Origin of the sequence: Massilimicrobiota sp. An142, from assembly GCF_002160725.1 — a bacterium.
In the GTDB taxonomy this organism is placed as follows: Bacteria; Bacillota_I; Bacilli_A; order Erysipelotrichales; family Coprobacillaceae; genus Allocoprobacillus; species Allocoprobacillus merdigallinarum.
Genome location: NZ_NFLD01000016.1, coordinates 37,498 through 52,428, shown reverse-complemented (window position 1 = coordinate 52,428; position 14,931 = coordinate 37,498). Strand labels below are relative to the sequence as shown.

Below are 14,931 nucleotides of genomic sequence, written 5' to 3'. Positions count from 1 at the left end.
ATGATTACATTTTCACCATGTCCCTAGGACCTCCCACGGTAAGACATAACACTTTCATCCCATGTACCCACTATCTTTACATTGCTTATTCCGTCGTACTATTGGACTTTGATTTGTTGTGCAATCTCATCCGATAAGCATATGCCTCAGATAGTTCGTGTTCCTTGGGTCAGGATTTTGCCTCCGACTTCCTCCCGTTCACACCTTACGTTGGATACCTTGTCTTTGGCTAGTGGTTGGTAGTACGAAACCTTCACAGTGGACTTTCACCACCAAGTTTTATGCCATGCGTGGCACACACAAAATAAGCAAGCCATTTGGACTTGCTTATTTTTTATTATCCTTCTAATGTCTTTAAAATGTCTTCTACAATAGTACAAGCTGGACAATCACAATATTGAGCTCCCTGTGCTTGTATTTCCTGACTATGACGTACAATTTCTTTGGCTTTACTTTCACTAAAATATATCTGTCCATCCTTTGAACTTGCAAAGGCAATTAAATTGTCAATAGGCATGATATCTTCTTTTAATTCTGCCATATATTGTTGTGTCATCAAAGCTTCATTTTCACTTCCTACTGATTTTAACCATTTTTCCGCCATTTCTTTTATTTCCTGACAACAAGTCGGTGTCTTGATTAACTCCTGTGTTTTATGTACCACTTCATCTAATTGTTTTGCATTCATATCTTTTTCCTCCCTTTCTTTTATTCTACACCTTTTTTAAATACAAAACATCTTATAGTGACTCAATCAAATAAATTCATCATCACTCATAAACTTTTTAAAGAAAGGCTTTCAATTCATCTATGTATTTTTGAGAAATTTCCTCAAATTCATCACTATATTGTTTCACCTTTAAATCGACATGATGATCTTTATTCAATAAATGTGCCATTGTCATAACTGACTGATTACTTCCTTCTATTAACATCTTTGTAATTTTAGCATCGTCTGTTAATAATGTTTTGATTTCAATCATTGACTCTAACATCATTTTATTTTTCAAATAATCTTCAGTATGAGAGTCATCACGTGTTATTTTGTTTTTCAAATCTCCATAGGCTTTTCTTTGATGTAAAACGATATCACGTAATTGATCATTTTCAATTTTGTCAATCAAATGATCAATAGCCAGCAAGCCCATGTTTAAACCATTTAACAATTCTTCAATATATATTTCATTATGCATTATATTATCACCTATATAAGTATAAACTCATTTTATAAATTTATACATTTGACATCAATCCAGCCCACTTCTCCTTGATGAATCACATATGCATAATGACTATAGATTCCTATAACTTTCACAAGATCACCTTTTTTGGCTGAAATAAAATAATCAGTATAATCATCTAAACAATATGTCTGATGATGACGCTTATATAAAAACTCGTTTTTTATTTTTAAATATTGTTGCGTTTCCTTTTGATAACACTCACTGAATTCCTCACCTTTTTTGATGACTTCCACTTCAAAGTGTGGATATGCAATTTTATGCTTCTCATTTTGAGATATTTCTACATCAGATATAACATGATGATACGGCAAAGGTTGAACATATTCTTGTGAGTAATGAATAACACCATCTTTAGATTCAATAATTAATGCATTTAATTGTGAAATAGATTTGACACCCGTTCCCCCATCAATACAAATGATTTTTTTCTTTTCATCAATGATAATATCATTACATATTTGATTTGGATAATAATTGGATGTAGGTAAATGTCCTACAATAACCATATCATCTAAAAGATGTCCCTGATGGTAAAAATATTTCATTTCCAACAATGAAGATAAAGAACTGTTTTTATAATCTTTTCTTTTTTCAATACCTGCATGAACAAATAGAAATTGATTCAACTTTAATGTAACAGGTAAGTGAGATATAAACGCAATTTCATCATGTAAATAATCAGCAATCTGTTTTTGAATACCTAGCATTGTTTCATGCCCCTGATCCAAATGTAAACGATGATAAACTTCACGTATGCAGCCATTGCTGGAAACACGCTTTAAATAACCCTGTATCTGATTTGCCAGTTCAGGTATTGTCAGCAATGCGTCTAATGCCCATTCACAATTTCCCATGAGTACAAAAACACGATCACGTTTAGATAGTTCTTGAACATAATGAATGGTTTCAATAACCTGGTCACCTTTTTCTACAAAATCACCTAAAATAATCAGATAATCTTCAGGTGTGTATTTCACTTTTTTTAAAAGTGCCTGAAATCTATCTAAATGACCATGAATATCACTAATGACTATGATTCTATATTGACCTTTAATCGTTTTTACCAAATGTTTAGGAGTTATCATTTTATCACACTCATTTCTTTATTATTGTAACATAATTCAAAAGAAAAGATACTCTTTATTTTTTGAGTATCTTTTGAGTATACATACACCCTAATAAATATGCTCCATATTCTGGTGGATAAAGCGGTGACTGTAAATAACATGATGTCGTCTGTAATGTTTCTTTTAATGGCTTTAAAATATATTCACCTGCCTGAAAAACGCCTCCTATATAAGATACTGGTATAGGTTGATGAAAATCTCGAGCTAGAACTTTTATCAGTTGACCAAGATAACTTGCGGCATTTTTATAAATCTGCAAAGCATACAGATCATTTTCTAAAGCCAACTCATAATTGATTTTTGCTAAAAGTGCAATGTCTTTTCTTTCGTTTTGAAGATGATGACGATATGAAATGATATCATAGTCATTTTCTAATAATAAACTTTCTTTAACTTTATCATACAATTTTGTCTTTTCTAATCTTCCGTCAACTTGTTGACAATATATTTTCATAAGCTCTTTTCCCATCCAATAAGCACTACCTTCATCACCTAACTGATAACCCCAGCCACCACATCTTTTTGTTTGTCCATTCAAGCATGAATAAGCGATGCTGCCTGTTCCTGCGATCACAACAATACCATCCTGATTAGCTAATGCTCCTGCCAAAGCTATTTGAACATCATTATATAAAAGATACGTATAGCCCTCGAAAGCTTCCTGGCAAATATCTTCTATTTGTTTTCTTAAATCTTCCTGATTTCCATATCCAGCCAATCCTGCAACAATCAAAGATTGTTTAGAAGGATCCAATAACGTAACATTCTCTTTAAGAATGCATACACTTTCTTGTTTTGACTGTGTCAAAATATGAATGGATCCAGCAGACTTTTCTTTTATAACTTGTCCATTTTCATCATAAAGCACAAATTTTGTTTTTGTTCCACCACCATCTATACAAATATAATTCATATTTATTTCACTTCTTTCAATCTAAATTTTTGCCATGGTTTGATATCATCAAGAATAAATATTTCCTCTTCTTTAATATGACCAACTACATTGGACATTCCACTGTTTGGCATATCTTTTAAAGCTATCTGAAGTTCTCCAGCATAATGTCCATATTGACTGCTTTCAATAATAACATCACCACGATGAATCATTTGTGGAGTATTGATCAATTCAAAATGATGTGCTTTATATTTAACACGACTTTGTGTAGAGCGAATCATGTAGCTATTTACATCTCCACGTTGAAAATGAAGTTCTTCAAATAAAATTTTTCTTTCCATTGCTGGTAAATTCTCTATAGGATCAACATCAAAAGTAACGAGATTTAAGTCTAAATTTTCCAATGATTTTAATTCTTCTAAAGAAGGATAACAGTTAGAAATGATAATATCATCAATGACATTGAGAGCCAGCATATGTTTGATTTGCGTGATTAATGAAAGATGTCTATGCATTTCTAAGGTTGGCAGACCATTTGTAACTGGCCAAGACCCAAATGTATTTTCATTTTGACTTGTGACAAAAGCAGCTGTAGGAATGCCATAGCTGATAAAACGCTCTGTACACTTCATAAAATAATCTAATGATAATCCACTATAATTATGGGGATAGAAATTATGGCATCCCAATAAACAATACTTATTAGGTTGATAATCCATAATTGTATCAAGTGTATGAACATCATTACTCATATTGATTTCAATCTTCAATCCATAAGGATTATAAGTCATCAAGGCTTCCTCACTTCCTGAAAAACCAGCGTCTAAACGTAAACCATCTGCTCCTATCTCCTTAAAAAAGTGCAAATCCTGATAACTAATATCTAAGTCCTGAAAAACTCTTGGTGATACGTCTACAATGATTTCAAATCCTTTTGATTGAGCATAAAGATTGATATCTTTAAAATCTTGAATAATTTCCTCTTTACTTTTATTAACGGATAAAAGACAAGAAAAAATACGTGAAAAACCTAATTTTGATATCTGATCAATATATGCTTTGATTTCTTCTGATGATGATTTTTCTGGATAAATAGAGATACCTAATCTTCTCATGCGTTTTCCTCCTTAACTAATTGACGATCATAACAAATGAAAAATGGTAAATAAATGATCAGTGAGACAATAATCATTCCTATAATATAAAGAATTGAAAAGATTTGACCACCCGTTGCCCAGAAGCCTCCAAAAACAGATGGTAATACCCATGGTGCAAGCATAACAGGTATATTGATATAATGATAAGCCATCATTATATAAGTACAAAGACTCATAACGATTGGAGCGACAAGAAAAGGAATTCTTAAATAGCGATTTTGAACAATGGGTGCACCAAAAATCACAGGTTCATTAATATTGATAAGTCCTGATTGAAGAGTCTGATGACCCATTTGTCTAAGATGGTGACTTTTCGCAAAAAATCGACATAAGAGAACTAATCCTAATGTAGCACCTGAACCTCCAATCCATACAAACCATTGATAAAAACCTTCAACTCCAATATAAGGAATAGCCTGATGATTGATATAACATATTAAATTTACCATCAGCATTTGTGTCCAAAAAGGTCTAGCCAAGATTCCTACCATAGCCACACCATGAATCCCACTTAACCAGAATCCACATGTCAATACAACTATAAGTAAAATTCCTATTATAGACGTTAAAAAAGATAGACATAATTGAACACAGCTAATGAAAAGACCTATATAGATATTTTGACAATAAATCAATCCCATAATCAATAAAGCTGCGATAAAAACTGGTACAAGCTGTTTGAAATAGGCTTCAATCGGTTCAATAAAAAAATGGATTTTCTTTTCTAAATAGAGAGACATACGATGAATCATGGCCAAATATATCATATGCACAAATAAAACTGGCAGAGTCAAAGTCAAAATAGAGTATTGTTTTCCATAATAAATAAAAAGCATACTCAAAAGCACAGAGAACAACATCAAAACAGGATTCAGTTTTTTTCTTTGGATATATTGAAATGCATACATCATTTGTATCATCAAAAAATATATACATTCTATATATGGATAAAAGATAGAAAACCATTGAAAAAAGACAATGATTCCTAAAACAACAAAACATAATGTCATATGTACAAATGTCATTTTAAGTGCCTGAATAAAATCTAAGTTTATTATTTTATTAATATAATCATTGATTTGTTCACTCATTTTTATTCTCCTAGAAAAATAACAGACTGAAATCAGTCTGTTATTGATTTTGAATTGCTTTCTTTACAAAGCCTTGACTGCTTTCTAATCTTGACTTGGCTTCTTCAACAGTACAATTTAATAATATTTTAATAATCGCAACTTTGACATGTCGATGACATTCTTCAAATGTTTCTTGAGCGACTTCATAGCTACATCCTGTTGCTTCCATTATAATTCTTTTACTTCTTTCAACCAGTTTTTCATTAGAAGGTTTTAAATCAACCATTAAATTCTGATATGTTTTTCCTATTCCTACCATGGAAGCTGTTGATAACATGTTTAAAACAAGCTTTTGTGCTGTTCCTGCTTTAAGACGTGTGGAACCAGTAATGACTTCTGGACCTAAATTCATATCAATAGCTAACTTTGCAACTTTTCCAATCTCACTATCTGGATTACAAGCAATGCTGATTGTATATGCACCTATTTTATTGGCCTGTTTCAAAGCACCTATAGTATGTGGCGTTCTTCCACTGGCAGCAATACCTACTACAACATCTTTATCACAGATTCCAGCCTCCATGATTTCTCTTTGACCATCATCTTCATGATCTTCAGCTCCTTCTTTAGCTTTAACGAAAGCTGACGGACCACCTGCAATAATACCATTCACTTCATTTGTTGTACTAAATGTTGGAGGACATTCCACAGCATCTAATATTCCTAAACGTCCACTTGTTCCACTGCCTACATAAAAGAGTCTTCCACCTTGATTTAAAGCCTCAACAATTTTTTCTACAGCCTTTTCGATTTGAGGCAAAACATCATGAATACGTTGTGGAACAAGAGCATCTTCTTCATTCATAACTGTTAAAAATTCATGGATACTCATATCGTCTAAATTCATTGTTTTAGGATTTCTACTTTCAGTCACTAAATGAGAAATATGAATATGACCCATAAAATACCTCCTTATAGTCTTACAAATCTAATTTTTGTGTTTGCATTAATAAAATCTAAAACATCTGTATATTCGGGATGGATAAATCCAATTGTATTTGTTCGTGAAATAAATGATAAATCCTGTTTCATCAAAGACACTTCACCACTATATCTGCCCGCTAATTGATTTTCCATAACAATATATCCACGTTTACGTAATGTACTTTTTTGAATAGGAATATATGGTTTTCTTGGTAATGATAAACGAATCAAACTTTCTGATTGATCTTTTCTAACTTGAATATTTTGATCATAAAGATATTCATATCCCTTTTCCAAATAGCATGGTATTGTGATGATGTTTTCTTTCATATAATCATTTATATATTGAAGCGTACTCATTTCTGCCTGACTATCACCGATAAAAACATCGTCAACACAACAATTTTGTAATAATTCTATGGATGCGATATACGGATTCACTGTACGATGTTTTTCCACTGTTGGTAAACCTTCATATAATGGAAATCTTTTCAGAACATCCCCACATACAAAAGCCTGAATTGTTAATCCATATTTTTGGAAGATTTTATTTTTTTCTTGAAAATCCTTCAATGCTAAGCCTGTATCACTATGTGGATAATAATTATGTGTAACAGCAATCTTTGATAAGTCAACCCCATGGTCAAGTGCATCTTTTAAATAATTTTCATCAATAACACTGGCATTTAACATTAAATAGAAATCTTTTTGTAAGTCTTTAATAATATCATAATCGTCAAAACCATAATCTAATCTTAATGCTTTAAATCCCATGTTTTTTAACTGTTGATAATCCTGATTTGGAATTTTTAATTTATCAAAAGTAACTGGTGAAATATCAGGTACAACCTGCAATTCTAATAATTGACATTGATTTAAAAATAAGGGTAATTTTTCATCCAATGAAGTATAATCTTCCTCAGGAATTTGAAGTGAAGTAAATACATACTTCACTCCACATTTTTTAGCTTCTTGCAAATAATGTAAATCTAAATCCTGAAAATATACTGATATACCTAACATAATTTTCCTCTATTCATTATTTGATAACGGTGCATGCATATAAGCCTTAACAGGTGAAGGAATACCACCTTCAATAGCTCTGACCTTCAATTGTGCCTGATAATATTTTTGATAAGGAACATCATTGACTTTACCATTAAAAATTGTATATTTTTTCAATGCATCAAACCACATTTGTACTTGTTCATCCGTAATTGTTACATAACAAGTAGGTGTAAATCCAATTAAATCTTCGCAGTTTTCACCATATAATAATTGAATATTTATGCCTTCTCTTCGTAATCTTTGAACAGCAGCTGTAACTGTTTCATATGTGTAATAGTGACGAGGATGCATTGTACCTCTCCAATGAGTGACAACCAAATCTACTTTTTCTTTTTTAAAATAATCCATTAACATCTCAATGAATTCTTCCTGACTTGGAAGCGTAGCAGAAGTGTATTTCATATTATAACATTCACATTGCATTGCTTCATCACAAGCCACATTTTCTTGACGAATATTATCTAGATACTCTTGCTTTTCTTGTTCAGTAGCCCCTTTACGATCCAATCTTCCTTCAGTCACATTAATCATTGTACAATGTGCACCTTGCATAGCATATTTAATAAGTAATGGACCACCCATAAGTTCAGCATCTAAATGATGTCCACCAATACACACAAGTCTTTTATATTTCATGACTATACCTCTTTTCTATACAATTGATATGTTCTATAGACTTTTACATCATGTCTTTCATAGAAACGTTGGGCAGCACCATCTGTCCATAGGAAATAAAGATAATAAATACCTTTTTGTTTCATTTCCTGCATCATATATTCAAACAAAACACCACCAATACCTTTTGATCTTAAATGTTCACTTACACCAAAAGGTCCAAAACGAGCATCATTTCCATCAATTTTTCTCATGCAGAAACCAAGAATATTTTTTTGTTCATCAACAACTAACAAAATAGTATCTTCTGCTTCTTTCTTTTGCATTGCTATTAAAGCATTACGTTTCCATCCTGCTCCAAAATTTTCTAATAAATAGTTTAATAAAGGAAGCATGTATTCATCATTATAGCGAATAATATGAATACCATCTTTTTCTAATGAAGCAAGCTTTTCTTTATATTGATCTGCCATATGATAATCCCATAGACTTCTTTGCATACTGACAGATTCTGCACGATTTACATAATTTCTATTTTCGAAGAAAGAAATCGCTTGTTGATATCTTTTATCAATTCCAGGGAAGAAATAATTTGGACTATATGCACATAAAGTTATTTCTTTTGTCCCCATATCTTTCAATCTTTTTTCAACTTCATCACATAACATGGTTCCTATTCCCTGATTTTGATATTCAGGAAGCACTCCCATAATAACAATCCAACCACGATTTTCTTCTAATCCTCTTTCTAAATATGGTATTTTTCTTCTTACTCCATAACAAAATCCTACTACTTTTTCCTGATTCAATGCAAGTAAAAATAAATCTGGATTAAAATTTTCATCTAATAGAATAAGCTGTTTGAATCTTTCTTCATCAATACCATCATAAATTAAGCTTTGATTCCAGCAAGTTAAGACTTGCTGAAATCTTTCTTGTTGAAAACTTTCTAATCTTATATTTTCCATATACATTACTCCATCTGACTATTTTCTATTTCGGGGGATGATGCTTCATTACCTTGTAACTCCATTTCTTGTTGAGCAGCCAATTCTGCTTTTAATTCTTGTCTTTCCATAACTTTAAAGAATGGTAAGAAAATAAAGAATATAATAACAAAGTTAATCAAACTAATAATCATAGCTGAAATTTTAAATCCTGAACCGATAAATGCCATTAATGGAACAGGCATTGTCCACACAACATTAGCCACAATAGGCGGTTCAATTCCAATAGTAATTAAAATAGCATTGAATACAAATAATACACAGAATCCAATAACCCAAGGTACAAACATAAGTGGATTTAAGACGATTGGCAATCCATACATAACTGGTTCAGCAATATTGAATACTGTTCCAACAATTGATAATTTACCTAAGACTTTAAATCTCTTAACTGATGAAATCACACAAAGTAATGCAACTGGGAATACACTTAATCTGACATAAGCATTAACCCAAATTGATGAGAATAAGTAAGGAATATCTTGACCAGCCGCAAAAGCAGCTAAGTTAGAAGCAGCCATACTTTCCCAAATTGGAGTCATGATAGATCCAACAATATTTGAACCATGTAATCCAACAAACCAGAAAATACGATCTAAGAAAAATGCGAAGAATTGAGCAACTGGTCCACTTCCTGCAACGACAAGATGAGAACTCAAATCATTAAATAATGTCATTAAATTAAATCCAGAGATATTTCTTCCTACAAATGCACAGATAATCATAATAACTGTAATAGGAATTAAACTTGTAAATGCATCTGCAACCATTTGTGGTACACCATTTGGCATTTTAATTGTAATATTTTTATGCACGAGATATCTATAAATTTCTACAGTTACAATACTAATTAAAATAGCAGTAAATAAGCTTGGTGCACCTAAAATATATGCAGGATAGTCAAAGTTTTGTGATAAAGTTGTGAAATCAACAAAACATAAGAATCCTATAAGTCCTGCAATACCACAAACAATACCATTAACTTTTTTATCATATTTTTCATGATAATATTCACCAAGATAATAAGCATTTAAAATAGCTGTCAATAAAGCCATTAAGTTAATACTAATGAATACAAGTTGTGTCAAACCAGGTCTTATAACGTCAATCACACCATTGATAGCTTCAGCAACTTCTGGCATTCCTAGACCTGTTCCTTCAGCAAACAGTCCTCCTAAGTTTAATACAAGTGTTGCTGTTGCCCCAAGTATCATATACGGCATGAAAACGATAAATGTCTTTTGTAGAGTTTGCAAATAACGAATATTTGAAATGCGAATTAACGGTGGAGCTAAACGATTTTCAACAAAATCACTAATTCGCTCCATGAGATTCCCTTTCTTCTGAATATCACTCATAGTTTTCTCTCCTTCTAGTCCCTCTCTTTTTTCTTTTCATAATCGCGATTTATTATTTCTAGAAACCCCTTACATTGGAACTAACTTAAGTATAGCACGCCTTTTTCTCATTTACAATACTTTTCCCAAAAAAAATGGAACTTTTCTCAAAAGATCCATTTTTTGCTTATTTACACGTTTTTTTAAATCATGTTATAATATAAATATGAGGTGATCGCATGAATCCTAAAGAACATATCAGGCTTCACGAAGCAGAATTTACAAAGTCAGAAAAAATCATTGAAGATTATGTCTTGAAAAATTTTGATACTATTTCTTCATATCCTATTCAAGAAGTTGCTAAAAAATGCAAAGTTTCTAAATCAGCATTACTAAGGTTTTGCCAAAAATGTGGATTTAGAGGATATAGCGAATTTCGTTATGAAGTATCCCGCTATGTCCATTCCATGGTAGAGATGGATGAAAACGATGACGATAGTTCTTCTATTTATTTATCTCTTTACGCCAATAGAATTCAACAACTTCAACAATCTATTAACTTAAAATCTCTAGATCATATTATTCAACTTATTAAAAATGCATATAAAATTAAGATATTTGGTATTCATGAAACAGGATTATCAGCTCAATATTTTTCTTATCGTCTTTGTACAATTGGTATTGACTCTGAAGCCATAGTCAATTCAAGCATTATGACTGAAAAAGCACTTATGTCATACAAAGAAGATTTAAATATCTTTCTATCATTGTCAGCTGAAACAACTGTTATTAAAGATGCTATTCAATATGCTTATGAATCGCAATCAAAAATGATTTTAGTAACTCAAAATAATCATCATAATTTTCATCAAAAAATTGATAAAGAAATTATTTTACCAACTTTCAATAATGAAGACTTACATTTTTTCATTGATTCTCAAGCTCTTGTTTTTATCACAATAGATTTGATTATCAATCATCTGGCAAAAAGTCTACATAAGCAACAAAATAAAGCTATCTACACAACTTTATAAAACATTTTGAAGATTGTTAATCAGCAATCTTCTTTTTATTCAATTCTCAATATCATCATTGATATGCTTCATCACAAAATCATGAAACTCTCTACGCCAATTCAATATCTCTGTATTTTCTCGTGTAGGATGAACTCTATTAGATAAAACAATTATTGCAATTTGGTTCTCCTGATCAATCAATATTGACGTACCTGTAAAGCCAGTATGAGCTATTGTTTTTGTAGAATTCAACGATGAGAAAAGACTATCAGGAGTATAGGTCAAAAAACCTATTCCTCTAGGAACCTGATTTTTCAAAGAAAAATTTGTAAACATATCATGAATATATTGTTCTTCTAAAAATGTTTGATTTTTATATTTTCCATTATCCAAAATCATTTGTGCATAATGTTCTAAATCAAAAATATGAGAAAACAACCCCGCATGACCAGCAATCCCATTCATCATGATAGCTTTGTGATCATGAACTTCTCCTTGTAATATATGATGAACATATGAACTATATTCAGTCGGTGCACATTTATTTATCTGTGTAGGAGAATATTTTGTATCATACATTTCAAGTGGTTTTAAAACTTGTGATTCAATCACTTGATCAAGTGATTGATTTGATATTTTTTCAAGAATATACCCTAAGATAATATATCCTAAATCCGAATAAATCACTTCTTTTTCTGGAACAACTTGATTAGAAAATTCACAGATACGCTGAATAATCACTTCTTTATTTTCTGTCATTTCCCAGTCAAAGTCTGCTGGTAATCCCGATGTATGTGTCAACAAATGAAAAAGTGTTATATCTCTATTTTTAAATTCAGGTATGATTGTATAAACCGGTGTATGATAATGAATTCCGCCACTTTGAATGAACCTCAATATTGCAGGTGTTGTTCCTACAACTTTTGTCAAACTCGCCAAGTCATAGAGTGTATCTATTTTGTTAGCTTCCTGATAAGGATAGGTAGCTTTATAGCCTACACAATAATATTCAGTTGTTTGATCATGAATAATCGCTACACAACAACCTGGAAAGATATTTCGATTGACTGATTCTTTAAGAAATTGTTCAATCTTTACATTCATATGCATATCTCCTTATTAAAATATTATTTCATTTTTATTATCTAATTTTTGAATTATTTTGTCAATAAAAGTCAATCATATTTTTTAAAATATTTCCTTATACTCAATATTTTTTACCATTTACAATATATAAAAATGGATCACTTATTATAAAAAAGTGAACCATTTTAAATACATTTATTATTTTAATAATTTAGAAACCAGATTCTTTGTTTCATAAAGTTTAGCTCTGTTATTTTCTAAGTCGTATTTATAAACACCATAATATAAAAGATCTGTGACAACCAAAGATGCTGTTCTTGAAGAGATAGCTCCTATTCTCATTTCTTTTTCTTCCAAAGGAACAAACAATTGAATCGTAGTATTTTTTGCGACAGTATTTCTAGAATTTTGTGTAATAGACAGACTTGGTATACCATCTTTCTTCAATTTTTTTGCCATACCAGTTAAACCAGCAGTCATTCCAGAGTAACTGATGAAAATAGCTACATCGTCTTTTGTCATGCTTTCTGCAAAGGTCATCTGCACATGAATATCAGTATTATAGATAGCTTTTTTACCAATTCTCAATAACTTTTGAGAAAAATCATAAGCCACAATGGCAGAACTTCCTACTCCGAATAAATAAATTGTTTTTGCGTTAATCATATATTCAATTGCTTTTTGTAATTGTCCTTCATTAATCATTTGATATGTTTTTTGAACTGTAGATACATTCAATTGACAAGCTTTATGAATAAGCGTTGTTAAATCATCTGCCTCCTCTAAAACAGTATCAATATCCTCCTCTTCATTTTTTGAAGATCTGGCTAAACTGATTTTTAAATCACTAAATCCTTTATACCCCAATTTTTTAGAAAAACGAATAACGGCAGCAGCTGACGTTTGACTTTTTTCACCTAGTTGCTGGGCTGAATCATTTAATATCTCATGAGTATGTTCTAAAATATATTGAGCAATGATTTTTTCTGTTGATGTATAACTTTTTTGTGCTTCTTTAATCTGTACTAGACAATTCATAAATTCACCACCTATTATCATTATATCAATGCTTCTATAAAAATACTAGGAATTATCGTGGTGGTAATGTCATATTTCCTAATATAACATAATCAGATGCACCAGTCGCACTTTTAACATTAGAAAAGTGATGGTGTAATGTTTCATTCCCCATAATGACAAAAGCAATGGCTTCTTTTGCATCACTTGAATAACCAATATCATCCTGTGTATAAACAGGGATATCATATAATTCTTTTTGAAGCATATGTAAAAGTGTCTGATTATGACTGCCACCACCGCCAACAATGACTTTATGCAATGGATAATATGGCAATATATATGTCTGATAATGATAAGCTATACTTTTTGCAGTAAAATAGGTTAAAGTTGTTATAATATCTTGTGGCTTTTCTTTTTTATATTTATCAACAAGATAATGAACATATTTTTCTCCAAAATCTTCTCTTCCTGTTGATTTAGGTGGTTGTTTTTTCATATATGAATGATGCATCAATTCATCTAACAAAGCATTGATAACCGTTCCTTTAGCACTAATATGTCCACAATCGTCATACTCTAAATGATAAAGGATACGACATGCTTCATTAATCATCATATTTCCTGGTCCAGTATCAAATGCCTGAACTTGATCAAGATCCTGTCCAACAAGCAAAGTCACATTTCCAATGCCACCAATATTTTGTAATGCGATATTTTTATGTTCTTCACTATATAATATAAATTCACTATATGGCACCAACGGTGCTCCCTGTCCGCCAGCTGCCATATCCATCACTCTAAAATTAGAAATCACTGTTGTATTCAATTCATAAGCCAAAACAGCAGGTTCCCCAATTTGTAAAGTAGATGGCAACAGTTGACCTTTTTGAAAAGGAATATGATAAATTGTTTGTCCATGTGTTGCAATAAAATCAATATCTTTTGATAATATATGATATTTATGAAGTAAAACTTTGACAGCTTCAACAAACAGATATCCTAGTTCAAAATTTAAGCTACAAATTTCATCAACATGAGAATCTTTTTCATCACAGGCTCTCATAATTTTTGCTTTCATATCTAAAGGCATAGGATACTCATGGTAGCCAATGACTTTCAATTTTGTTTCCTTTCCATAACCATGAATATCAACCAGCACTGTGTCAATACCATCCATTGATGTTCCTGACATGATTCCAACCGCGTACATCTTTCTTCACCTCAAAAGAATCATACACCTATTAAAATATTATTTTAACAAATTAAACACAATTGTAAAATATTATATCATTCATTATATAT

At 31.2% G+C, this 14,931-nt stretch carries 15 protein-coding genes; 1 reads left to right on the top strand and 14 read right to left on the bottom strand.

Annotated features, from left to right (window positions below; all coding sequences use genetic code 11):
• Nucleotides 1-337: 337 nt before the first annotated feature.
• From B5E87_RS08235 to B5E87_RS08185, 11 genes are all read right to left on the bottom strand, one after another.
• Nucleotides 338-688 carry a molecular chaperone Hsp90 gene (locus B5E87_RS08235; protein WP_087244451.1) on the bottom strand — a complete coding sequence of 117 codons (351 nt, stop codon included), beginning with the start codon at nt 686-688 and terminating at the stop codon, nt 338-340.
• 97 nt (nt 689-785) lie between these two features.
• Complete coding sequence (locus tag B5E87_RS08230; protein ID WP_087244450.1) at nt 786-1,193, bottom strand: hypothetical protein; 408 nt, start codon at nt 1,191-1,193, stop codon at nt 786-788.
• Nucleotides 1,194-1,225: 32 nt separating this feature from the next.
• Complete coding sequence (locus tag B5E87_RS08225; RefSeq protein WP_087244449.1) at nt 1,226-2,329, bottom strand: metallophosphoesterase; 1,104 nt, start codon at nt 2,327-2,329, stop codon at nt 1,226-1,228.
• A 55-nt stretch (nt 2,330-2,384) separates the two neighbouring features.
• On the bottom strand, nt 2,385-3,284 hold the full coding sequence (locus B5E87_RS08220) for an N-acetylglucosamine kinase (protein ID WP_087244448.1): 900 nt from the start codon (nt 3,282-3,284) through the stop codon (nt 2,385-2,387).
• A 2-nt stretch (nt 3,285-3,286) separates the two neighbouring features.
• A complete protein-coding gene (locus tag B5E87_RS08215) occupies nt 3,287-4,381 on the bottom strand; it encodes a DUF871 domain-containing protein (RefSeq protein ID WP_087244447.1) in 1,095 nt (364 codons plus the stop codon).
• Entirely contained in the window at nt 4,378-5,514 is a 1,137-nt protein-coding gene (locus B5E87_RS08210; protein ID WP_087244446.1) for a PTS transporter subunit EIIC, read from the bottom strand. The genes B5E87_RS08215 and B5E87_RS08210 overlap by 4 nt, the downstream gene beginning before the upstream one ends.
• A 40-nt stretch (nt 5,515-5,554) precedes the next feature.
• Nucleotides 5,555-6,457: an N-acetylmuramic acid 6-phosphate etherase gene (gene murQ / locus B5E87_RS08205; protein WP_087244445.1), complete on the bottom strand. Its 903-nt coding sequence runs from the start codon at nt 6,455-6,457 to the stop codon at nt 5,555-5,557.
• Nucleotides 6,458-6,468: 11 nt separating this feature from the next.
• Nucleotides 6,469-7,503, bottom strand: coding sequence for a MupG family TIM beta-alpha barrel fold protein (locus B5E87_RS08200; RefSeq protein WP_087244444.1), 1,035 nt, complete (start codon nt 7,501-7,503; stop codon nt 6,469-6,471).
• Nucleotides 7,504-7,512: 9 nt separating this feature from the next.
• Entirely contained in the window at nt 7,513-8,184 is a 672-nt protein-coding gene (locus tag B5E87_RS08195) for a PIG-L deacetylase family protein (RefSeq protein ID WP_087244443.1), read from the bottom strand.
• 2 nt (nt 8,185-8,186) lie between these two features.
• On the bottom strand, nt 8,187-9,131 hold the full coding sequence (locus B5E87_RS08190) for a GNAT family N-acetyltransferase (protein WP_087244442.1): 945 nt from the start codon (nt 9,129-9,131) through the stop codon (nt 8,187-8,189).
• A 5-nt stretch (nt 9,132-9,136) separates the two neighbouring features.
• Nucleotides 9,137-10,528 carry a PTS sugar transporter subunit IIC gene (locus tag B5E87_RS08185; RefSeq protein ID WP_087244441.1) on the bottom strand — a complete coding sequence of 464 codons (1,392 nt, stop codon included), beginning with the start codon at nt 10,526-10,528 and terminating at the stop codon, nt 9,137-9,139.
• 218 nt (nt 10,529-10,746) lie between these two features.
• Between B5E87_RS08185 and B5E87_RS08180 the strand changes: the two genes are divergently transcribed.
• A complete protein-coding gene (locus B5E87_RS08180; protein ID WP_087244440.1) occupies nt 10,747-11,541 on the top strand; it encodes a MurR/RpiR family transcriptional regulator in 795 nt (264 codons plus the stop codon).
• Between the two features lie 39 nt (nt 11,542-11,580).
• Here the strand turns inward: B5E87_RS08180 and B5E87_RS08175 are convergent, their stop codons facing one another.
• The 3 genes from B5E87_RS08175 to anmK form a co-directional block, all read right to left on the bottom strand.
• Nucleotides 11,581-12,627, bottom strand: a complete 1,047-nt coding sequence (locus tag B5E87_RS08175) for a serine hydrolase domain-containing protein (RefSeq protein WP_158095582.1) — start codon at nt 12,625-12,627, stop codon at nt 11,581-11,583.
• A gap of 180 nt (nt 12,628-12,807) precedes the next feature.
• Complete coding sequence (locus B5E87_RS08170; RefSeq protein ID WP_087244438.1) at nt 12,808-13,647, bottom strand: MurR/RpiR family transcriptional regulator; 840 nt, start codon at nt 13,645-13,647, stop codon at nt 12,808-12,810.
• Nucleotides 13,648-13,699: 52 nt separating this feature from the next.
• Entirely contained in the window at nt 13,700-14,839 is a 1,140-nt protein-coding gene (gene anmK / locus B5E87_RS08165) for an anhydro-N-acetylmuramic acid kinase AnmK (RefSeq protein WP_087244437.1), read from the bottom strand.
• Between the last annotated feature and the right edge of the window lie 92 nt (nt 14,840-14,931).